This is a genomic window from Leisingera sp. CC-HEC096 (assembly GCF_059429235.1).
This window is the reverse complement of the sequence record NZ_JCAIJS010000006.1, coordinates 26629-46881: the sequence shown is the minus strand read 5'-3', so window position 1 is coordinate 46881 and position 20253 is coordinate 26629. Positions and strand designations below refer to the sequence as shown.

At 65.1% G+C, this 20253-nt stretch carries 16 protein-coding genes; 4 read left to right on the top strand and 12 right to left on the bottom strand.

Features of this window, described 5'->3' with window-relative positions; all coding sequences use genetic code 11:
- Both AC5STI_RS20610 and AC5STI_RS20605 read right to left on the bottom strand, forming a co-directional pair.
- Nucleotides 1–462, bottom strand: coding sequence for a (2Fe-2S)-binding protein (locus tag AC5STI_RS20610; RefSeq protein ID WP_495448133.1), 462 nt, complete (start codon nt 460–462; stop codon nt 1–3).
- A gap of 35 nt (nt 463–497) precedes the next feature.
- Nucleotides 498–1337: an SDR family NAD(P)-dependent oxidoreductase gene (locus tag AC5STI_RS20605; protein ID WP_495448132.1), complete on the bottom strand. Its 840-nt coding sequence runs from the start codon at nt 1335–1337 to the stop codon at nt 498–500.
- Nucleotides 1338–1538: 201 nt separating this feature from the next.
- Here AC5STI_RS20605 and AC5STI_RS20600 point away from each other — a divergent pair, with 201 nt between their 5' ends.
- Complete coding sequence (locus tag AC5STI_RS20600) at nt 1539–2429, top strand: AraC family transcriptional regulator N-terminal domain-containing protein (protein WP_495448131.1); 891 nt, start codon at nt 1539–1541, stop codon at nt 2427–2429.
- Nucleotides 2430–2466: 37 nt separating this feature from the next.
- Here AC5STI_RS20600 and AC5STI_RS20595 read toward each other — a convergent pair whose 3' ends face one another.
- The 5 genes from AC5STI_RS20595 to AC5STI_RS20575 all read right to left on the bottom strand — a co-directional run bounded on the left by AC5STI_RS20595 (nt 2467) and on the right by AC5STI_RS20575 (nt 8897).
- Nucleotides 2467–3852 (bottom strand): aldehyde dehydrogenase family protein, encoded by a 1386-nt coding sequence (locus tag AC5STI_RS20595; RefSeq protein WP_495448130.1) that lies wholly within the window; start codon nt 3850–3852, stop codon nt 2467–2469.
- On the bottom strand, nt 3849–5522 hold the full coding sequence (locus tag AC5STI_RS20590) for an acetolactate synthase large subunit (protein WP_495448129.1): 1674 nt from the start codon (nt 5520–5522) through the stop codon (nt 3849–3851). Before AC5STI_RS20590 ends, AC5STI_RS20595 begins: the two co-directional genes overlap by 4 nt.
- Nucleotides 5523–5557: 35 nt before the next feature.
- Nucleotides 5558–7066 (bottom strand): FMN-binding glutamate synthase family protein, encoded by a 1509-nt coding sequence (locus AC5STI_RS20585; RefSeq protein ID WP_495448128.1) that lies wholly within the window; start codon nt 7064–7066, stop codon nt 5558–5560.
- A 311-nt stretch (nt 7067–7377) separates the two neighbouring features.
- Nucleotides 7378–7962 carry a RidA family protein gene (locus tag AC5STI_RS20580; protein ID WP_495448127.1) on the bottom strand — a complete coding sequence of 195 codons (585 nt, stop codon included), beginning with the start codon at nt 7960–7962 and terminating at the stop codon, nt 7378–7380.
- 23 nt (nt 7963–7985) lie between these two features.
- Entirely contained in the window at nt 7986–8897 is a 912-nt protein-coding gene (locus AC5STI_RS20575; RefSeq protein ID WP_495448126.1) for a LysR family transcriptional regulator, read from the bottom strand.
- 128 nt (nt 8898–9025) lie between these two features.
- Here AC5STI_RS20575 and speB point away from each other — a divergent pair, with 128 nt between their 5' ends.
- Nucleotides 9026–9991, top strand: a complete 966-nt coding sequence (gene speB, locus AC5STI_RS20570) for an agmatinase (protein ID WP_495448125.1) — start codon at nt 9026–9028, stop codon at nt 9989–9991.
- A gap of 166 nt (nt 9992–10157) precedes the next feature.
- Here speB and AC5STI_RS20565 read toward each other — a convergent pair whose 3' ends face one another.
- The 5 genes from AC5STI_RS20565 to AC5STI_RS20545 all read right to left on the bottom strand — a co-directional run bounded on the left by AC5STI_RS20565 (nt 10158) and on the right by AC5STI_RS20545 (nt 17686).
- Nucleotides 10158–10829: a TetR/AcrR family transcriptional regulator gene (locus AC5STI_RS20565; protein ID WP_495448124.1), complete on the bottom strand. Its 672-nt coding sequence runs from the start codon at nt 10827–10829 to the stop codon at nt 10158–10160.
- A 1-nt stretch (nt 10830) separates the two neighbouring features.
- Nucleotides 10831–12387 (bottom strand): trimethylamine methyltransferase family protein, encoded by a 1557-nt coding sequence (locus AC5STI_RS20560; RefSeq protein WP_495448123.1) that lies wholly within the window; start codon nt 12385–12387, stop codon nt 10831–10833.
- Nucleotides 12388–12391: 4 nt separating this feature from the next.
- Nucleotides 12392–14797: a GcvT family protein gene (locus tag AC5STI_RS20555; protein ID WP_495448122.1), complete on the bottom strand. Its 2406-nt coding sequence runs from the start codon at nt 14795–14797 to the stop codon at nt 12392–12394.
- Between the two features lie 143 nt (nt 14798–14940).
- Nucleotides 14941–16992 carry an FAD-binding oxidoreductase gene (locus AC5STI_RS20550; RefSeq protein WP_495448121.1) on the bottom strand — a complete coding sequence of 684 codons (2052 nt, stop codon included), beginning with the start codon at nt 16990–16992 and terminating at the stop codon, nt 14941–14943.
- A gap of 73 nt (nt 16993–17065) precedes the next feature.
- Nucleotides 17066–17686 (bottom strand): glutathione S-transferase family protein, encoded by a 621-nt coding sequence (locus tag AC5STI_RS20545; RefSeq protein WP_495448120.1) that lies wholly within the window; start codon nt 17684–17686, stop codon nt 17066–17068.
- Between the two features lie 144 nt (nt 17687–17830).
- Between AC5STI_RS20545 and AC5STI_RS20540 the strand changes: the two genes are divergently transcribed.
- Both AC5STI_RS20540 and AC5STI_RS20535 read left to right on the top strand, forming a co-directional pair.
- A complete protein-coding gene (locus AC5STI_RS20540; RefSeq protein ID WP_495448119.1) occupies nt 17831–18718 on the top strand; it encodes a LysR family transcriptional regulator in 888 nt (295 codons plus the stop codon).
- 326 nt (nt 18719–19044) lie between these two features.
- Nucleotides 19045–20181: an ABC transporter substrate-binding protein gene (locus AC5STI_RS20535; RefSeq protein ID WP_495448118.1), complete on the top strand. Its 1137-nt coding sequence runs from the start codon at nt 19045–19047 to the stop codon at nt 20179–20181.
- The last annotated feature ends 72 nt before the right edge of the window (nt 20182–20253 follow it).

The window sequence follows — 20253 nt, the reverse complement described above, 5'->3', positions numbered from 1 at the left end:
TCAGGCCTCCATCATTTCGGACGCGCGCTGGATCGCGGCGCGGATGCGCTGGTAGGTGGCGCAGCGGCAGGCGTTGCCGTTCATGTAGCTGTCGATCTCTTCTACCGTTGGCTTGGGGTTTTCGCTCAGCAAGCCGACGGCGGACATGATCTGGCCCGACTGGCAGTAGCCGCATTGCACCACGTCCAGCTCCACCCAGGCGTCCTGCACGGCCTTGGACACCTCGGAGTCCAGCCCTTCGATAGTGGTGATCTCGGCGCCCTCGGCGTCCTCGACATAGGTTTGGCAGGAGCGCACGGGTTCGCCGTCCAGATGCACGGTGCAGGCACCGCAGGCGGCCACGCCGCAGCCGAACTTGGTGCCGGTCAGCTTCAGTTCATCCCGGATCACCCACAGCAGCGGGGTTCCGGGCTCGGCCTCGACCTGATGCGTCTGGCCGTTGAGTTTCAATGAAATTGCCATGGCTATGGGGCCTCCCCTTGGCTGGAATGTCAGGTTCAGGATTTTTCGAAGTCGGCAAAGGCGTCGGCGTAATCGGGATGCCAGCGCGACAGGGCCGGGCGGTTCTCCAGGATGTCGCCCAGGGCCCAGGCGACCCGGCGGCGGTCGCGGCCCGGTGTCACGTCGTTGTCGGGGCAGAGGATATAGAAATCGCCCGCCGCCATGCGGGTCAGCAGGTGATCGACGGTCTGCTCGGACGTCCAGGCGGCGGCGGGTTTTTCCGGCATGAAGCTGGCGATCATGCCGGTATAGGTAAAACCGGGCACGAACAGATGCGCGGTGATGGGCGCATCGGCCTGACGCAGGTCATGGGCCAGCATCTCCGTCAGCACCTTCACGCCAGCCTTGGAGACATTGTAGCCCGGGTTGCCCGGCGGTGTGGTGATGCCCTGTTTAGAGCCGGTGTTGACCACTACCGCAGGGCGCGCGGCGCCGATCATCCGGGGCAGGAAGGCGTGCACACCGTTCAGCACGCCAAAGAGGTTTACCTCGATCATGGCGCGCCAGGCGTCCGGGTGTTCCCAGCTGCCGGAGGGGCGGGCGATGCCTGCGTTGTTCATCAGCACCGCGACTTCGCCCGCGTCAAAGGCGGTGTCGGCCAGGGCCGTGAGGTCCTCGGGTTTGCTGACGTCGGTTGGAACCGCCAGCACCGGTGCGCCGGCCTTCACCTGGCTGCGCAGCTTATCCGCCGCCTGGTCCAGCGCCTCGCCCGGCAGGTCGGCCAGCACCACCCCCAGCCCAGCCTGGGCAAACCGTTCGGCTGCCGCAAAGCCAACGCCGCTGGCGCCGCCGGTCACCACCGCCAGGCCGCCTGCTGCAATCGCGTCTTTGTACATGAGATGTCCTCCCGGAAGCGTTGTGCCGCCAGGGCTTGCCGCCGCCCCGGCTGTGTTTGTTGCAGCAAAAGGTAGGGCGCGCGGGACGGATTGCCTTGCCTGATCCTCCGGATGATCTGCCTGATCCTCCGGCGCGCCGGGAATTGCGGTTCTTTCGCCGCCGCCGCCCGCCTATATTCAGGGCGAAGAGGAGGACCGCCCATGGTGCCGCAGGATCTGATCGACGACGTTGCCGCATTTGTCCGCAGCAAGGGCGCGCCGGAAGACGGGTGCGAGACCGGGGTCGATGGGCTGTTTGCCTTTTGCCGCGAGACCCCGACCGCGTTTCAGGCGATGGTCTATGAGCCGGTCATGTGCCTGGTGCTGCAGGGCGCCAAGGAAGCGCACTTGGAGGACCGGGTGATCCGATACGGCGCGGGCATGTCGCTGATCGTCAGCCACGCGCTACCGGTCACGGCCGGGGTGATCGACGCTGCGCCGGACAAGCCCTATGTCTCGCTGGCGCTGCGGCTGGACTTGGCCACCGCGCGCAGCCTGTATGATGAAATCGGCGCGGCGGAGGGGCAGCAGCGGGGCACACATTCGATGAGCGTCGCGGACAGCGACGCGGCGCTGACCGATGCGATGGCGCGGCTGTTCCGGCTGTCGCGGGACCCGGTCGAGGTGCAGGCGCTGGCGCCCCTGGTGCTGAAGGAGATCCATTTCCGCCTCCTGCGGGCCCAGCACGGCGGAATGCTGCGGCAGCTGCTGCTGCACGAAAGCCCGGCAAGCCGGATTTCCAAGGCCATTGCGCTGATCCGCACCGGCTACAAGGCGCCGATTGCGGTGGCAGAGCTGGCCGCCGCGGCGGGGATGAGCCAGTCGACCTTCCACGAGCATTTCAAGTCGCTCACCTCCACCACGCCGCTGCAATACCAGAAGGAGCTGCGCCTGCTGGAGGCGCGCCGCCTGCTCATGAGCGGCGGCAAGTCGGTGGCTTCGGCGGCGTATGACGTGGGTTATGAAAGCCCGACCCAGTTCAGCCGGGAATATGCCCGCAAGTTCGGTGTCCCGCCGCGGGACGAGAAGCCGGTACCGGCGGTAGCGTCCTAGGCAGGCTTTTCGACGGCCTGCCCGGTGCACCACCGCGTCAGAGCTTGATCACCGCCATCTTATCCTGGGTCATGTCATGCATCGTGTAGCCGATGCCGCCGGTGTTGTAGCCGGACTGGCGGCGGCCGGCGAATGGCATCCAGTCAACGCGGAAGGCGGTGTGGTCGTTGACCATGACCGCGGTGGCATCGAGCTGGCGTACTGCCTGCATCGCGGTGTCAAGGCTTTGGGTGAAAACCGCGGCCTGGAAGGCATAGGGCAGGCTGTTGGCGGCCTCAATCGCCTGCGGAATGCTGTCGGTGCTGTAGACGCAGATCACCGGGCCAAAGATTTCCTGCTGCGAGACGCGGGCATCCGCGGGCGGGTCCAGCAGAACGGTGGGGGCATAGGTGGTCTCGCCCAGGCGCTTGCCGCCTGCCAGCAGTCCGGCGCCGCCGTCCAGTGCCTCGTTCACCCAGTCCTCGACCCGGTCGACCTCGCCCGGGCGGATCAGCGGGCCGCAGTCGACGGTTGGGTCGGTCGCGTCGCCCACTTTCAATGCCTGCGCCGCCTCAGCCAGCCTCTGCGCGATTTCTTGGGCCTTGGCGGCGGGGGCGAAGACCCGCTGGACCGAGACGCAGACCTGGCCGGAGTGGTAGAAACCGCCCTTGGCCAGCAGAGGGATCATCGCGTCGATCTCTGCATCCTCTGCCACGATCACCGGCGCGGCGCCGCCGTGTTCCAGGGCGCAGCGGGTGCCGGGGGCGAGCTTGGAGCGCAGCATCCAGCCGACGCGGGCGGAGCCGATGAAGGAGAAGAAGCCGACGCGCGGGTCGGTGATCATCCTCTCTGCCACCGCGTTGGAGCAGACCACATCGCGGCACCAGTCCTGCGGCAGCCCGGCCTCGTGCAGCATGGCGACAAAGGCCTGGCACGACAGCGGCGTGTCCTGCGCGGGCTTCACGATCACCGGGCAGCCGGTGGCGACGGCGGGTGCCACCTGATGCACGATCAGGTTCAGCGGGTGGTTGAAGGCGCTGGCGGCCACCACCACGCCGATCGGCTCGCGCTGGGTGAAGGCGATGCGGCCCGATCCGGCCTCGGTCAGGTCCATCGGGATTTCCCTGCCGGTCATTTGGCCGATCTCATGCACGCAGAGTTCGACCCCGTCGATGGCGCGCTTGACCTCGACCTTGGCGTCGACCAAGGGCTTGCCGCCCTCACTGGCGATCAACAGGGCCAGCTCGTCAAAGCGGTCCTCCATCAGCCGGGCGGTTTTCTTGAGGATGTCTCTGCGCTGATAGGCGGGCAGCCAGGCATCGCGGTTGCGGAACAGCCCGTGCGCGGTGTCCAGCATTGCGTCGATCCGGTCCCAGTCCGAGGTTTCGACCGTGCCGATGCGTTCCAGGCTGAACGGGTTCACGACGTCTAAGGTATCGGTCATATCAGGCACACCTTGTCCGCCAGTTCCTCAATCAGAACCCGTTGGTTTTCGCTGTAGTCAACTGGCACATCAATCAGGTGCACGCCGCCCGCGTCAAAGGCTTTTTCAAAGGTGGGCAACAGGTCTTCGGTGCGTTCGATCCGGTGGCCGGTGGCCCCGTAGCTGTTTGCGTACTGGACAAAATCAGGGTTGTTGAACTCCAGCCCCCAATCCCCGAACCCGGCGTGCGCCTGTTTCCAGCGGATCATGCCATAGGCGTTGTCGTTCAGCACTGTCACCACCAGGTTGAGACCCAGGCGGACAGCGGTTTCCAGCTCCTGGCTGTTCATCATAAAGCCGCCGTCGCCGCAGATCGCCATCACCCGCCGGTCCGGGTTCAGCTTGGCCGCCATCATCGCCGAGGGCAGCCCCGCGCCCATAGTTGCCAGCGCGTTGTCCAAGAGAACGGTGTTGGGCTGATAGGCCTTGTAGTTGCGGGCATACCAGAGCTTGTAGATGCCATTATCCAGCGCGATGATATCGCATTCATTCATCGCCTTTCGGGTGTCGGCGACCAGCCGCTGCGGGATCACCGGGAAGCGCCCGTCATCGGCGCCTTCGGAGATATGCCCGTCGGTCTCCTGCTTGACGCGCTCGAAATAGCTGCGGTCGAAATCCAGCGGGCCGCCCAGGATCTTGCCCAGCCGGGTGATGGATTGGGCCAGGTCGCCGACCACCTCCAGCTGCGGGAAATAGACCTGATCGACCTGCGCCGCCTTGTAGTTCACATGGATCACCTTGGTGCCGCCTTCCTCCATGAAGAAGGGCGGTTTTTCGACCACGTCGTGACCGACGTTGATGATCAGGTCGGCGCGTTCGATCGCGCAGTGCAGATAGTCGCCATCCGACAGCGCCGCGGTGCCCAGGAACAGGTCCGAGCGTTCATCGACCACGCCCTTGCCCATCTGGGTGTTGAAGAAGGGGATCTGGATCAGGTCGGTGAAGTCGCACAGCGCAGAGCGGGCCTTGCGCCGGTTGGCGCCGGCCCCGACCAGCAGCAGCGGCATTTTGGCGTTGCGGATCATCTCCGCCGCCTCGTTCAGCACCTCATCGCCCGCCACCGCGTAATGGCGCGGGTGCGGCTGCAGGACAGAGGTGTCGGTTTCCTCCGCCGCGATATCCTCCGGCAATTCCAGCAGCACCGCGCCGGGGCGTTCCTCCTCGGCGGTGCGGAAGGCCTCGCGGATCAGCGCGGGGATGGTGTTGCCGTGCACGATCTGCTTGGACATCTTGCAGATCGGGTCGAACAGGTTGACCACGTCGATGATCTGGAAGCGGCCCTGTTTCGATTTCTTGATCGGCTTCTGGCCGGTGATCATGATAAGCGGCATGGCGCCCAGATGGGCGTAGGCGGCGGGGGTGGCGAAATTGGTGGCGCCGGGGCCGAGCGTGGCCATGCAGACGCCCGCCTTGCCGGTCAGGCGGCCATAGGTGGCGGCCATGAAGGCGGCGCCCTGTTCGTGGCGGGTCAGCACCAGCTCGATCTTGGAGGTGCGCAGGGATTCCAGCAGGTCGAGGTTTTCCTCGCCCGGGACGGCAAAGACGTATTCGACGCCTTCGGTTTCCAGCGCGGCAACAAGCAGGTCGGAGGCGTTGGACGGAGCGGGGGGCGCGGAGGGAGTGTCAGGCATAGGGGCTCCTGTTGGTTGAATGGCTTTGGGGCGGCTCATTGCGCGGCGTGCTGCTGTTCCGGCGTCGGATACAGCTCATCCATTGAGACGGAACGGCCGTTACCCAGCACGATGCGCGCGTGGTAGCGTTTCAGCAGCCGCGGCTGTGCCACGCCGCAGCTGTGAGCTATAATACCGACTTCCTTTTTCATGTTCTTGGCATAATAGGCGACGCGTTCGGATTTGCTGGCCGGGTCGAGGCCGAACTGCAGCTTGCGGTCGTGTGTGGTGATGCCGGTGGGGCAGGTGTTCTTGTTGCACTGCAGGGCCTGGATGCAGCCGAGCGCAAACATGAAGCCGCGGGCGGAGTTGACGAAATCGGCACCGGCGCAGAACGCCCAGGCGACCTCTGACGGGTTGATCAGCTTGCCGCTGGCGCAGACCTTGATGCGGTCGCGCAGGCCGTAGCGGATCAGGGTGTCGACGGCCAGCGGCAGGCTTTCGCGCAGCGGCATCCCCATGTTGTCGATCAGGCTCATCGGGGCGGCGCCGGTGCCGCCGTCGGCGCTGTCGATGGTGATGAAGTCCGGGGCGCTTTCGATGCCGCGGGAGAGGACTTCCTGGCACAACCCCTCAATAAACCCATAGGCACCGAGCACCGCCTTGAAGCCCACCGGCTTGCCGGTTACCTCGCGGACATAGGCGATCATGTCCAGCAGGTCGCCAACGCTGTCGATTTCAGGATGACGATTGGGGCTGATTGCATCTTCGCCCGGTGTGAGGCCGCGGATCTCGGCAATCTCCTGTGTCACCTTGGCGCCGGGCAGGATGCCGCCCTTGCCGGGCTTGGCGCCCTGGCTTAGCTTCAGCTCGAACATGCGGACGGTTTCATGCGCGGCCACCGCGCGCAGTTTATCCTCGTCAAAGCCGCCCTCGGGCTTGCGCACACCGAACTTGCCGGTGCCGATCTGGAACACCAGGTCGCAGCCGCCCTCCAGGTGGTAAGGCGACAGGCCGCCCTCGCCGGTGTTGAGCCAGATGCCGGCCTTCTTGGCGCCATGCGACAGCGCCCGCACCGCGGGGACGGAGATGGCGCCATAGCTCATGCCGGAGATGTTGAAGATGGAATCGGTGGTGTAGGGGTGGCGCGTATAGGGGCCGATGGTGAGCGTCGAAGGCGGCGAGGCCTCGTGCGACAGCGAGGGAAACGGGCAATTGGCAAAATAGACCGTGGCGGGACGCCGCAGGTCGCGGGTGGAGCCGAAGGCGATGGTCGAGTCGACATTCTTGGCGGCGCGGTAAACCCAGGAGCGTTCGGCGCGGTTGAACGGCATCTCCTCCCGGTCGAGGGCAAAGAAGTATTGCCGGAAAAACTCTCCAAGGTGCTCGAACAGATACCGGAAGCGGGCAATCACCGGATAGTTGCGGCGCAGGGTGCTGTCGGTCTGTGTCTTGTCGCGGACATACAGAACGATCAGCCACAACAGGCCTGCTCCGATGGCAAATACAAAGAGGTAAGACAGCAATTCGAGCAGCGCCAGGACGGTGCTGGATATCTGGGACATGTTCTCCATCGCTCCTTCAGGGGCTCGGCGGCGGTTGGCTCCGCACGCCCGGCTTATGCCGTTACAGAATGCGCATCGGCCGCAGGTAATGCATTCACGGGCCGATCACTTCCTCAGGAGCCGCGCCGGAGGCGGTATGAAAGCCGCAGGCCCGCAGGGCAGGTGCGCCCTGGGTATAACGGGTGCAGGCCGGTTTGGTTCCGCCCTGCGGCGCGGGCGCCGCTCCTGTTCGCGATACTGCGCCAGCGGGGCGAAAGTTGTCCAGACCGAGGGACGGGCCGGCTGCCTGACACAGGCGGCCGGGTCTGGCGTCAGGCTTCCGCCCTGATACGGAATACCGCCTCAATCTCAACAGCCGCGTATGCGGGCAGGCTTGCGCTGCCGACGGCAAAACGCACATGGTTTGCTTTCTCCGGCCCCAACGCCTGCACCATGAAGTCCGACGCACCGTTCACGACCTTGGGATGTTCGGAGAAATCCGGGTGGGCATTCACGAAACCGCCCAGCTTGATGAGCCGTTCGATCCTGCTGAGATCGCCGATGGCGGCTTTGGCGCGGGCCAGGATGCCGATCCCGCAGCAGCGCGCGGCTTCGATCCCTTGTTCAATATCGATGTCCTGGCCGAGCTTACCTTGGATCGTCTGGCCATCTGGCGCTATGGATATCTGCCCCGAGATATACAGAAACTCCCCATCCACCAGATAAGGGGCGAAATTGCCCAGGGGCCGGGGGGCTTGGGGCAGAATTACGCTAAGGCTTGCCAGGTTCTTTTCAATCGAATTCATGAAATAGCTCCGAAGTTTGATCTGTGTTTGGTAAAAAAGCGCCGGATCAGGGTTAACGCGATCGGCAACCCATGCCCAGACCTGAGCCAGCGTATCGCTGCGCAAAACCAATGGCTTTCCAGCCTGCAGGGTTGTCAGGTTTGTACGGCGGTTGCGGGGTGGTGCCGGCAGGCGTCGCGGACATCCTGGACAAACAGCTCCACCGCGCGCCGGTGGACCTGGCTGCGCCGGGTGGCGAGGGAAAACGCGGAGTGCCAGCGCAGCTGCGGGTGGGTGAGCTCGCGGAACCGGCCTGCGCGCACCCAGGCATCGGCATAATGCACCGGCAGCGGGCCGAGGTACTGGCCGGTTTCGATCAGCATCGCCATCGCCTCCATGTTGGCGACCACCGCCTGGGGGTCGGGGCTGCCGAGATCGGGGGAAACCAGCATGTCATAAGAACGCTGGCAAAGCGCGTGCCGGGCGACCTCCTGCGGGGTGACCTGCTGCTGCGGCAGGGTGAACAGCGGGTGGTCCTGGCCGCAGTAAAGGCGATGTTCCTCGCTGCACAGCTCCTCATAGGCCAGGTCGGCGATCTGGTTGCGGAACGGCGCGATGGCCGCGTGCAGGGCGCCGGTGATCAGCTGCTGGGTCAGATCGGCGGGGGAGGCGACAACGATTTCCAGCCGCACCTCGTTGGGGCGGGCGAGGAAATCTTGCAGGGCGCGGGTCAGGTTGAGGCCGGGCAGGGTGCTGACAGCGTCCACCACGCCGATACGCAGGTCGCCGGTGACGGCATCGCGCAGCTCCAGCAGCTCGGCGTCGAAATCGCGGGCGCTGCGCAGGATATCGCGGGCCTTTTCATACGCGATTTCGCCGCGTTCGGTCAGGCGGAAGCCGCCGCGGCCGCGCTCGCACACCCGGTAGCCGAGCGAGGTTTCCAGATCGCGGATGCGGATGCTGATCGCCGACTGGGTAACTCCCAAGGCATATTGCGCGTCAGAAAACCCGCCGCAGTCGGCGACGGTGACAAAGGTCTCCAGCAGCGTATTGCGCAGAAGCTTCATGGTGCGGATCCTCCCTGCGGTGCGGCAGCAATTACATGAGACTTTTTCATGTGAACATAAGCAATATGAAATAGTTTTATGCTGTACACTGTGCTGAACTGCCGCCAGACAGATAAAGGAAAATGCTTATGTCTGGACACGGGTACGACTCTGGCCGCCTGAACCTGCCCTTCGTCGGCATCGCCACTTTTGGCAAGAAGCCTTACGTGGAGGATTGGGACAGCATCGACGCCGACGTTGCGATCCTGGGCGCGCCGTTTGACTTCGGCTGCCAGTTCCGCTCCGGCGCGCGGTTCGGTCCGCGGGCGGTGCGCGAGGCCTCGACGCTGTTCAGCTTCGGCCATGCCGGCGCTTATGATCACGAGGATGACGCCACCTATCTGGGCGCGGACGTGCGGATTGTCGATCTGGGCGATGCCGACATCATCCACACCAAGACCGAAGAGAGCCACGCCAGCATCGAATACGGCGTGAAGAAGATTCTGGAGGCGGGCGCGCTGCCCGTCACCATCGGCGGCGACCATTCGATCAACATCCCCTGCATCAACGCCTATGCCGAGGACTGCGCCAAGAACGGCCCGATCCACGTGATCCAGATCGACGCGCATCTGGACTTCGTCGACGAGCGCAAGGGCGTCACCGACGGCCACGGCAACCCGATGCGCCGGGCGATCGAGAAGGATTACGTTTCCGGCATGACCCAGCTGGGCATCCGCAACGTGTCCTCGACCGCCAGGGAAGGCTACATCGACGCCCGCGAGCGCGGCTCGGATATCCTGTCGGTGCGGCAGGTGCGCAAGCTGGGGACGGACGCCGTGCTGGAGCGCATCCCCGAGGGCGCGCGCTATTACGTGACCATCGACATCGACGCCTTCTGCCCCTCGATTGCGCCCGGCACCGGCACACCCAGCCACGGCGGCTTCCAGTATTATGACGTGCTGGAGATCCTGCAGGGCCTCAGCAAGCGCGGCGATGTGGTGGGGATCGACCTGGTGGAGGTTGCCCCGGCCTATGACCCCTCCGAGAGCACCCAGATCCTGGCCGCCCAGCTGTTGCTGAACTTCATCGGCTTCATCTTCCACAACAGGAGATAAGCGCCTCCTCCCGCCGCGCCCCTAGACAGCAGGTGCAACGGAACTCCTGGTACGCCCTCTCCCATTGGCGTGCCAGGTTCTTATTGGACACGGTGCCTTGTTTCATCTTTCCAAAAATACTCCGGGGAGCGCGAGGGGCCTGCCCCTCGCTCCCGCCGCCGCCGTATCAGCGGTCCATCTTGCCTTTCGCAAACGCCCGTGCCGCCGCCACGGCCTCGGGATCAGGCGCCACCCCGGTGAACCCCAGCAGATAGCCTTCCAGCCGCGCGGTGCGGGCCTGCATCGGCTCGCGAACCTCCAGCGCGTGGTAGCCGCATTGCATGAAATAAAGGATCCGGGCGCGGGCGTCGGCCTCATAAGGGCTGTAGCCGTGTCGCTCGAACATGGCGGTTACCGCCTTGAGCCGCAGCGCATCCGCGGCGTCGATGCGGTTGCGGACCTTGCCGTCGCGCCGCGACCATTCGCGGACCGCAAAATCCAGGGACGCGTCGAACAGGTCCGGGTCGACGAAACAGCGGAAGAAATTGCAGACCGCCCAGGAAATATTGTCAGCTGGCAAGTCGCAATGGGTGAGGATCGGCGCGGTGTTGCGCGCCTCCCAGTCGTTCAGCAGCGCTTCCAGCAGGTGTTTGCGGCTCTTGAAGTACCAATAGAAGCTGGAGCGCGAGACCCCCAGCCGCTCACCGATGGCCAGCACCTTGACCCCGGCCACACCGTCGCTGACCAGCAGATCGCGGGCCACGTTCAGCCAGTCCTCCGGCGTGACTTTCACATGGCCGCTGAGCGGCTCCTTGTCCGGGTTGTCCCGGTGCAGCACCGGGGCGGCGCGTCTGGCCATCTCAGCTCTCCGGCGGTGCGCCGCCCTCGGCGGTGCGTTTGGCGATGAAGCTTTTGAGCGCTTCAGCGCGGGTTTCATCGGTTTGAGGCCGGTTATCACGGGCCAGGATGTCCTTCCAGATCCGGGTGGCGCGCTGGCTGGCGTCAAGGCTGCCGCGTTCGGTCCAGGTGCCGAAGTTGGCGTAGTCATGCACCACCGGCTCATAGAATTCGGTGCTGTAGCGGTCCATGGTCTGGGGGGCGGCAAAGAAATGCCCCTGCGGCTCCACCTGTGTCAGGGCGCTGGCGTAGCCGATTTCCTCCGCCCCCGCCTGGGCGCCCGCGCAGAGCTCGGCAATCATGTTGAGGACCTCGGCGTCGGTGATGAGTTTCTCATAAGACACCGTGAGCCCGCCTTCCAGCCAGCCGGCCGAGTGGATGATCACCGTGGCGCCGGCCATCAGGCAGCCCCACAGGCCCATCTGGTTTTCATTGGCCGCCTGCACGTCGTTGCAGTTCGAGGCCGACCCCGCCGCCGACCGCCAGGGCAGGCCCAGGAAGCGCGCGAGCTGGCCCGCCGCCAGCGACGCCTGGAAATGCGCAGGGGTGCCAAAGGCCGGGGCGCCGGATTTCATGTCGACGTTGGAGGTGAAGGTGCCGTAACACACCGGCGCGCCGGGGTTCGTGAGCTGGGTGAGCGTCAGCGCCGCCAGCACCTCGGCGTGGCTGAGGGTGATGGCGCCCGCGACGGTGATCGGGGCCATTGCCCCCATCAGGGTGAACGGCGTGATGATCGAGACCTGGCCGTGGCGGGCAAAGTCGATCAGCCCTTGAGCCATCGGAATGTCCAGCGTGCGCGGGCTGTTGGTGTTGATGATGGTGTAGCAGCGCGGCTCAGCCTGGAACTCGGCGTCGGAAACCCCGCGGAAATCGAGGATCATCTCGAAACAGTCCATCACCTGCGGCGTCCCGCGCGAGAAGATGAAGGGGAACTTGTCCGTCAGCGTCATCTGCGCCTCGGTGGTGAAGTAATGGCGCAGGTGCACGGGCACGTCCTGCGGCTCCACCTGGGGCGAGATCATGTGGAAGACGTCGAAGTGATGGGTGAGCTTGAGGTATTCCAGATAGTCCCGGGCTGAGCCGGGGCGGCGGCCGCGTTCCAGATCGGTGGCATTGGGGGCACCGGCGCCGGCCTGGAACACCAGGCTGCCGAGTTCCAGCGTGATGTCGCGCTCACGGCTTCCTGCCCGGCAGGTGATCGAGCGGGGGGCGGTGGCCAGCGCTGCCTCCACCATGTCGCGGCCGATATAGACCATTTCGCTGTCTTCATCGACGCGGGCGCCGCCCTTGGCGTAGATCTTGCGCGCCTCCGGCAGCAGCACCTTCATGCCCAGTTCTTCCAGCATTTTCAGCGCGGTTTCATGCATGTCCGCGATCTGATGCGCCGGGAAGATCTCCATCAGCGGAAAGGGGTTCTTGAGCTGGCGGTAGTTTACCTTGCGCTGCGGGGCAGGGGCGGCCTCCGCCCCGCGTCCCCGGCGGCGGCGTCCGCGGGCGGCGCTGTCGTTTTCGATGGTCATCGTGTCAGCCTCTCATCGCTTTGCCGGAGGGGTCGTAGGGGGAGGGTGCAATCACGCGGGCGGCGCGTTCCTGGCCGACGATATGGACGGCCAGTCCGGTGTCCTCTGCGGCGGCGTCGCGGTCCACCATTGCCATGGCGAGCGATTTGCCCACGGTATGGCCATAGCCGCCGGAGGTGACAAAGCCGACGCGGGTTTCGCCCTGCCAGACCGGCTCAAAGCCGCTGGCGTCGGCATCCGTGGCGTCCACTTCCAAGGTCACAACAACCTGCGCCGGGCCGCCTGCGTCACGTTCCTTCAGCGCGGCGGCGCGGCCGATGAAGTCCTTGTCCCAGTCGATCCAGCGGTCCATGCCGGTTTGCGCCGCGGTGTAGCCTTGGGTGAATTCCGCGCTCCAGATGCCGAAGCTTTTCTCCAGCCGCAGGCTGAGCAGCGCGTTGAAGCCGTATTCGCGGATGCCGAGATCTGCGCCTGCCTCCAGCAGGGTTTCGCGCAGGGTGATGTGCTCGGCGGCGGAGCAATGGAGCTCATAGCCCAGCTCACCGGCGACCGAGAGGCGGCCCACCTTGAGGCGCAGCATACCGATGTCGAAGGTGCCGCATCCCATGAAGGGGAGGTCTGTGATGGGGCCGTCTGTCAGCTTTTCCAGTACCTTGCGGCTGTTCGGGCCGGAGAGGCTGAAGCCGGTGATGGCATCGGAGACGTCCCGTACTTCTACGTTTTCGCCCATGTGGTCCTGGAACCAGCGCATGTGCCATTCGCGCAGGTAGTAACTGCCCATGATCCACCAAGTGCCGTCGCCCCAGTTGAAGACGGTGAGGTCGCCCTTGAGGCGACCTTCGGACGACAGCATCGGCGCCAGTTTGGCGCGGCCCGGGGCGGGGAGTTTCGAGGCCATGACGCGGTTGAGCCAGGCTTCGGCGCCATCGCCTGAGACCTCGAACCGGGAGAAGGCGGAGATGTCCAGGAGGCCCACGGACTCGCGCACCGCCTTGCATTCGTCTGCGATGATCTCAAAGGCGTTGGAGCGTTTCAGGGTCGGGGTTTCGGTGAAGTCTTCCGACGGGGCGAAGTAGAGCGGGACTTCCAGCCCGTAACTGGCGCCCCAGCGGCAGCCTGCGCGGGTCATGTCCGAGTAGGCGGGGGCCTTCTTCAGCGGGCGGCCTGCGGGCAGCTGCTCGTTCGGGTAGGTCATCACGAAGCGGCGGGTGTAGAACTGGCCGGTGGTTTCCTTGATGAAGCGCTTGTTCTGGGCGTAGTCGCCGAAACGGGCCACATCCATGCCAAAGACATCCGCCTCCGGCTCGCCGTGGATCATCCATTCGGCCAGTGATTTGCCGACACCGCCGCCCTGCAGGAAGCCCGCCATCACGCCGCAGGCGCACCAGTAGCCGGGCTTGCCGCGCACCGGGCCGACCAGCGGGTTGCCGTCGGGGGCAAAGGTGAAGGCGCCGTTGACCCAGGTCTTGACGCCGGTGTGCTGCAGCGCCGGGTAGCGTTCGAAGCCCAGCGTCAGTTCGCGTTCAATCCGGTCGGGGTCTTCCTGCTGCAGCTCGAACCCGTATTCCCAGGGCGCGCCGTCCATCATCCAGTGCTCATGGTCGATCTCGTAGATGCCCAGCAGGATGCCCTTTTGATCCTGGCGCATATAGGTGAAGCCCTCCAGGTCCACGGTCATCGGCACCTCGAAGTCGAGCTGTTCCAGTTCCGGGATGGTGTCGGAGATCAGGTAATGGTGGTTGAGCGGCGAGACCGGCAGGTCGATGCCCGCCATACGGCCCACCTGCTTGGCCCAGAGGCCTGCGGCGTTGACCACATGTTCGGCGTGGATGGTGCCCTTTTCGGTCACCACCTGCCAGCCGTCCGCGACCTGATGCAGTTCCAGCACGCGGTTGTGCTCGATGACTTCCGCGCCGCGTTTCTTGGCCGCCCCGGCGTATGCGTGCACGGTGCCGGTGGTGTCGACATAGCCCTCGCGGTCGGCCCACATGCCGCCGATGATGCCCTCGGTGGACATGATCGGACACAGCTCGCCGGCCTCCTGCGGGGTGATCAGGCGGCAGTCGTCGATGCCGATGGATTGAAAGGTTCGGTAGGCCGATTGCAGCCATTCCCAGCGGTCCGGGGTGCCCGCCAGGGTCATGCCGCCGGTCATGTGCATGCCGACGGACTGGCCGGATTCCTGTTCGATCTCTGACAGGAGGTCGATGGTATAGGCCTGAAGCGAGGCGATGTTCGGGTCCGCGTTCAGCGCGTGAAAGCCTCCCGCGGCATGCCAGCTGGAGCCGGCGGTCAGCACCGAACGCTCGATCAGGCAGACGTCGGTCCAGCCAAACTTGGCCAGGTGATAGAGGACGGAGGCGCCGACAACGCCGCCCCCGATGACAACGGCACGATAGTGCGATTTCATGGCCTTGCTCCCTGTCTGACACCGCCGGGTCAGCGGGGAGGCCCCCGAATCCGCCCTTTGGACATTTATGTCCAATTCATCGGCGATCCTGGACAGTCTTGTCCAGAGAAATCTTGCGCGGCGGTTTCAGGCGCGGGGCAGGGTCAGAGATCCAGCTCGATCGTGTCCGTTGCCGGGACCGCGCAGCAGATCAGGGCGTCGCCGTCCTCCGGCGCGGCAGCGGGCGGGATGCGGTAGGCGAGCTTGCCTGCCAGAAGCCGGGTGGCGCAGCTGCCGCAATTGCCACTGCGGCAGCTGAACTCCGGCGTCAGCCCGTGGCTTTCGGCCAGCTCCAGCAGGGTGCCGTCCGCCGGGGTCCAGGGCTGTTCAAACCCGGATTTTCTGAAACGGACGACGGCGGAGTCTGCTTCGGGAACAGCGTCCTGGAGGTTGGCTGCGTCTGCGGCGCGTTGCAGCATGGAAGGTCCGAAAGCCTCGGCATGGATGTCTGCATCCTGGACCCCAAGATCCAGTAGGCCGTCGTAGGCTGCCTGCATGAAACCGCCCGGGCCGCAGAGATAGATATCGGCGCCGGTCTGCGGCAGCGCTTGCTGCAGGACCCCGGCGCTGAGCCGTCCGGCATTATCGAAGTCCCGGCCTGCTGTTTCCCTTGCAGCTGGCGCGCTGATCAGCGAGACATAGCGGATCTGTCCGCCGGAGGCCTGCTCCAAGTTACGGAACTCGCGGGCAAAGGCGCGTTCCTGAGTGGTGCGGGCCGCGTGCAGGATGGTCAGCGGGCGCAGATGCCGGGTGCGGACCCCCTCGCGCAGCGCGTGGCGCGCCATGGCGATCATCGGGGTGACGCCGACACCGCCGGCGATCAGAACCGCCGGGCGGTCCGCTGTGGTGTCCAGGAAGAACCCGCCGCGCGGCGCCTTGGCCTCGATCACCGCGCCGGTTTGCAGGTGGGCGTGCAAGTGGCGGGACACGGTGCCGGCCTCCTCGCGCTTGACCGAGATGCGGTAGTTGCCCTCGCCGGGGGCGGAGGACACGGTGTAGGTCCGCACCAGCGGCTGTTGTGCGCCGGGCGGCGTGACACGGATGGTCAGGAACTGCCCGGCCTCAAAGGGCAGCAGCGGGCCGCCGTCCTCCGGCTCCAGGTAGAAGGAGCGGATAACGGTGCTCTCCATCTCTGTCCGTGCAACCCGGTAGCGGCGCCAGGCGCTGCGCTGCTGTTCCAGCTTGGCGCGGGCCTCTGCCTCTGCCCAGGTGTCGGTCATCAGCGTATTGGGCGAAAAGGCACCGCGTTCGGCGCGCAGGGGCAGGATGCCTGCCAGCCAGGTGCCCTTGTGCAGGGTGAACCGCCAGCCGCGCTCAGCACCGTGGAAGGCGGTCACCTCAGGATGCGTTTCGTCCAGCAGCTCTACGGTGCCGGTCAGCAGCAGCAGGCTTCCGGTGGTGAAGTCCGGGAACACCAGGCCCGCGCGCGGGTTCAGCAGGAAATTCCCCAGCGTGTTGAAATGGTTGTTGCCCGGGAAGTCGGGGATCGTGAGGCGGTTGCCGTCGATCCGGACAAAGCCGGGCCGCCCGCCGCGGTGGGAGACATCGACGCCTTCGCGTTCAGGGCGGCTGGCGGCGGGGATGTGGCTGGCGACAAAGAACATGTCGGCCCCGGCGATCAGCGCGGTATGGCGGCTGTCGAAGCCGGTGAAGTCCCGAGGCTGTGTGGGGGAGTGCTGTTCGGCGGCTTCCAGCCCGCGCAGCTGGATGTACTGCGGGCAATTGCCGAAGGATTGGTCGACGCGCAGGGTAAAGCCTTCGGGGCCGGCCGCGGACACCCGCCCGTTGACCCGGTTGCGGCGGCGGCTGTGTAGCTCGATTCCAAGCATGCCAAGCGCGGCGCCCTCGCGGATCGCGGCCTGCACCGGATCGCGGGGATCCGGCGCCAGCGCGATATCCAGGTGCTGCGGGTCCGGCGAGGCGGCAAAGCCGGGCGGGCCGCTCAGCAGGCTTGCCCAGGGCCAGCCTTCACTGTCTGCGGCACCCGCTGCCAGAAACGGCAGCTGGGCATAGAACAGACGGTGCTGGTCCGGCATGAAGCTGCGGATCACCCGGCGGCCGAAGGTCTCCATCATCTCGCGCTTGCCGGTGCGGGCCTGCATTTCCTGTTCGCCTTCATGGAAGGGGGAGGGGGTGTTTGCATCGAGGGGTGTCATGGAAACCTCCTGTTTTCCGAGAGGGTTGCGCGGCGGCCCGGGATCAGGCCGCCGCGCGCTTGGGCGGGGCGGATCAGGCCGCCAGGCCAACCTTGGTGACGGGCATCGGCTTGAAACCTTTCAGCCCTTCGATGTTGGCCAGCAGGCCGCGCACGTTGGGGTAGGGCTCCAGCGAGATGCCGCCTTCGGGCGCGTGGGCAACATAGGAATAGACCGCCACGTCGGCGATTGTGGGGGTGTCGCCGACCAGGAAGCTGCGGCCCGCCATATGGGCGTCGATCTTGCCCAGCACGCGGGCCGCCACGGTGGCGCAGAACTCTGCATCCAGCGGGGCGTTGAAGACGTTGATCAGCCGCGCTGCTGCCGGGCCAAAGGCGATTTCACCCGCGGCCAGGGTCAGGAATTTCTGCACTTCGGCTTCCTTCACGGGATCGGCCGGCAGCCAGGCGGGGGCGTATTTGCGGGCCAGATAGACCAGGATGGCGTTTGAATCGGACAGCACGGTCTCGCCGTCCTCGATCACCGGCACCTGGCCGGCCGGGTTCAGCGCCAGGAAGGGCGGCTGTTTGTGCTCGCCCGCAGCAAGGTCGACGGTAACCGCCTCGTGGGCGATCCCGGCGAGGCTGGCGAACAGCTCCACCCGGTGGGAATGACCGGAGAGGGGGAAGCCGTGGATGCGGATAGAATGGGGCATGTCTGGGGTCCTTTTGCTTGGCATCTGCCGTGGGTTTTTGAAGACACCCGGAAGATACGCCGCCTAAGGTTTGGCGATAATATTCCTTGTTGTGGAATAATTATGTACGTTGCATTCATAAAGAGGGCGATGGGAGCACCCCCGATGGACAAGCTGGACTGTATGCGGACCTTTGCCGCGGTGGCGGCGCAAAGCTCCTTTACCGGCGGCGCCCGGCAAATTGGCATCAGCACCAAGCTGGCCAGCAAATACGTGGCCCGGCTGGAGGAGCAGCTGGGGGCGCAGCTGCTCAATCGCACCACCCGCAAGGTGACGCTGACAGACACCGGACGGGCCTATCTGGAGCGCTGCCTGCCGCTCTTGGACCAGTTCGACGAGCTGGAGGATGTGGTGCAGCTGCGCCAGCAGGAGCTGGCAGGCCCCATCCGCATCACCGCGCCCACCGGCTTTGGCAGCCGCGAGCTGGTGGAGGCGCTGGAGCCCTTTCAGCAGGCGCACCCCAAGGTGGCGGTGGAGCTGGTGCTGTCCGACCGCCACTTGCCGATGCTGGAGGAGGGGGTGGATCTGGCGGTCCGTTTCGGCGCGCTGAAGGATTCGGGGCTGGTGGCGCGCAAGCTTTGCACCATGCGGCGGGTGGTGGTGGCGTCTCCGGAATACTTGGAGGCCCACGGAGAGCCCGCCGAGCCGGAGGCACTGGCCACCCACAATTGCCTGCTGCTCACGACCGGGCCGCAGCTGGAGGCCTGGGCGTTCGGGCGGGGCAGCGGGGCGAGAACCATCACCGTCGGCGGCAGCTTTCGGGCCAACTCGCCGCGGGCCGTGGCGCATATGGCAGTCAATGGCCTGGGCATTGCCCGCTGCCCCCACTACACCGCGCTGCCGTTCCTGCTGGACGGCAGGCTGCAAGTGCTTTTCGAACAACAGGAAACCGATCCGGTCACGCTCTATGCCGTGTATCCGCCCAGCCGCCATCTGACCGCGCGGATCCGCGCCTTGATCGACCATCTGGCGGGCTGTTTCGGACCCGGCTGACCGGTGGGTCCGGCACCGCATTTGCAGCTTTGTTTCATCTTTTTAAAAATACTCCGGGGAGCGCGAGGGGCTGGCCCCTCGCATTTGCCGCTGCCGCATCTGAACGGTCTGCCAATATATAGGGCAACAATATTGCCCCATATATTTTATGCTTGAAATAATAATCCAAGACTGCGTAGGCTCACCTTTAGGGCTGGCGCAAGATCAGCCGGGGAGATGCGGGCTTTCGCCGGGCTTGGCTTCTGCTGCCGCCGCGGTAAAGTCGCAAGCATTTGATCAAGAACCCTGGTTTTGGGCCGGGGCACATTCAGGGAGGATTGAACGATATGAAGACCATTCGAATGCTGGCGATGGCGGCTGCAATTCCGGCGCTGGCAACGGCCGCGCAGGCGGAGACAAAGATCGGCATGATCACCACCCTGTCCGGCGGCGGTGCCGGGTTGGGCGTGGATGTGCGCGACGGGTTCATGCTGGCGATCGAACAGGACGGCCGCGAGGGCGTCGAGGTGGTGATCGAGGACGATCAGCGCAAGCCCGACGTGGCGGTGCAGATTGCCGACCGGATGATCCAGTCCGAGAAGGTGGACATCATGACCGGTATCATCTGGTCAAACCTGGCGATGGCGGTGGTGCCTGCTGCAACCGCGCAGAACGTGTTCTACCTGTCGCCGAACGCAGGCCCCTCGGCCCTGGCGGGCAAGCGCTGCCACCCGAATTACTTCAACGTTGCCTGGCAGAACGACAACCTGCACGAGGCTGCGGGCGCCTATGCCAATGAGGCGGGCTTGAAGAACAGCTTTATCCTGGCGCCGAACTACCCGGCGGGAAAGGACGCGCTGACCGGCTACAAGCGAATGTACGAGGGCGAGCTGGCCGGTGAAATCTACACCAAGCTGGGGCAGACCGACTATGCCGCCGAGATCGCGCAGATCCGTGCCTCCGGCGCCGACTCGGTCTATTTCTTCCTGCCCGGCGGCATGGGGATTTCCTTCCTCAAGCAGTACGCAGGCAGCGGTGTTGATCTGCCGGTGGTCGGCCCGGCGTTCTCGTTCGATCAGGGCATCCTGCAGGCGGTGGGTGATGCTGCGCTGGGGGTGAAGAACACCTCGCAGTGGAACAAGGATATCGACAATGAGGCCAACGCTGAATTTGTCGCGTCCTTCCAGGAGAAGTACGGCCGCCTGCCGTCGCTCTATGCCAGCCAGGGGTTCGATACCGCCAACCTGATCCTGAGTGCGCTGGACAAGGCGGAAGTGTCTGACCAGGACGCTTTCCGCGCGGCGCTGAAAGCGGCGGAGTTCGCATCGGTCCGCGGCGACTTCAAGTTTGGCGACAACCACCACCCGATCCAGGACATCTATGTCCGTGAAGTGATCAAGGAAGGCGATGTCTATACCAACAAGATCATCGCCACCGGCCTGAAAGACCACGCCGACGCTTATGGCGGCGAGTGCAAGATGTAAAATAAGCGCTTGAGCGGAGACGCCTTTCGCGGCGTCTCCGCAAGCGGTCAAGCTTCCCCTTCGGAAAATCAA

Excerpts from the sequence above, each read along its gene's own strand:
- AC5STI_RS20610 (WP_495448133.1), bottom strand. The coding sequence starts at position 462 with ATGGCAATTTCATTGAAACTCAACGGCCAGACGCATCAGGTCGAGGCC.
- AC5STI_RS20605 (WP_495448132.1), bottom strand. The coding sequence starts at position 1,337 with ATGTACAAAGACGCGATTGCAGCAGGCGGCCTGGCGGTGGTGACCGGC.
- AC5STI_RS20600 (WP_495448131.1), top strand. The coding sequence starts at position 1,539 with ATGGTGCCGCAGGATCTGATCGACGACGTTGCCGCATTTGTCCGCAGC.
- AC5STI_RS20595 (WP_495448130.1), bottom strand. The coding sequence starts at position 3,852 with ATGACCGATACCTTAGACGTCGTGAACCCGTTCAGCCTGGAACGCATC.
- AC5STI_RS20590 (WP_495448129.1), bottom strand. The coding sequence starts at position 5,522 with ATGCCTGACACTCCCTCCGCGCCCCCCGCTCCGTCCAACGCCTCCGAC.
- AC5STI_RS20585 (WP_495448128.1), bottom strand. The coding sequence starts at position 7,066 with ATGTCCCAGATATCCAGCACCGTCCTGGCGCTGCTCGAATTGCTGTCT.
- AC5STI_RS20575 (WP_495448126.1), bottom strand. The coding sequence starts at position 8,897 with ATGAAGCTTCTGCGCAATACGCTGCTGGAGACCTTTGTCACCGTCGCC.
- speB (WP_495448125.1), top strand. The coding sequence starts at position 9,026 with ATGTCTGGACACGGGTACGACTCTGGCCGCCTGAACCTGCCCTTCGTC.
- AC5STI_RS20565 (WP_495448124.1), bottom strand. The coding sequence starts at position 10,829 with ATGGCCAGACGCGCCGCCCCGGTGCTGCACCGGGACAACCCGGACAAG.
- AC5STI_RS20560 (WP_495448123.1), bottom strand. The coding sequence starts at position 12,387 with ATGACCATCGAAAACGACAGCGCCGCCCGCGGACGCCGCCGCCGGGGA.
- AC5STI_RS20555 (WP_495448122.1), bottom strand. The coding sequence starts at position 14,797 with ATGAAATCGCACTATCGTGCCGTTGTCATCGGGGGCGGCGTTGTCGGC.
- AC5STI_RS20550 (WP_495448121.1), bottom strand. The coding sequence starts at position 16,992 with ATGACACCCCTCGATGCAAACACCCCCTCCCCCTTCCATGAAGGCGAA.
- AC5STI_RS20545 (WP_495448120.1), bottom strand. The coding sequence starts at position 17,686 with ATGCCCCATTCTATCCGCATCCACGGCTTCCCCCTCTCCGGTCATTCC.
- AC5STI_RS20540 (WP_495448119.1), top strand. The coding sequence starts at position 17,831 with ATGGACAAGCTGGACTGTATGCGGACCTTTGCCGCGGTGGCGGCGCAA.
- AC5STI_RS20535 (WP_495448118.1), top strand. The coding sequence starts at position 19,045 with ATGAAGACCATTCGAATGCTGGCGATGGCGGCTGCAATTCCGGCGCTG.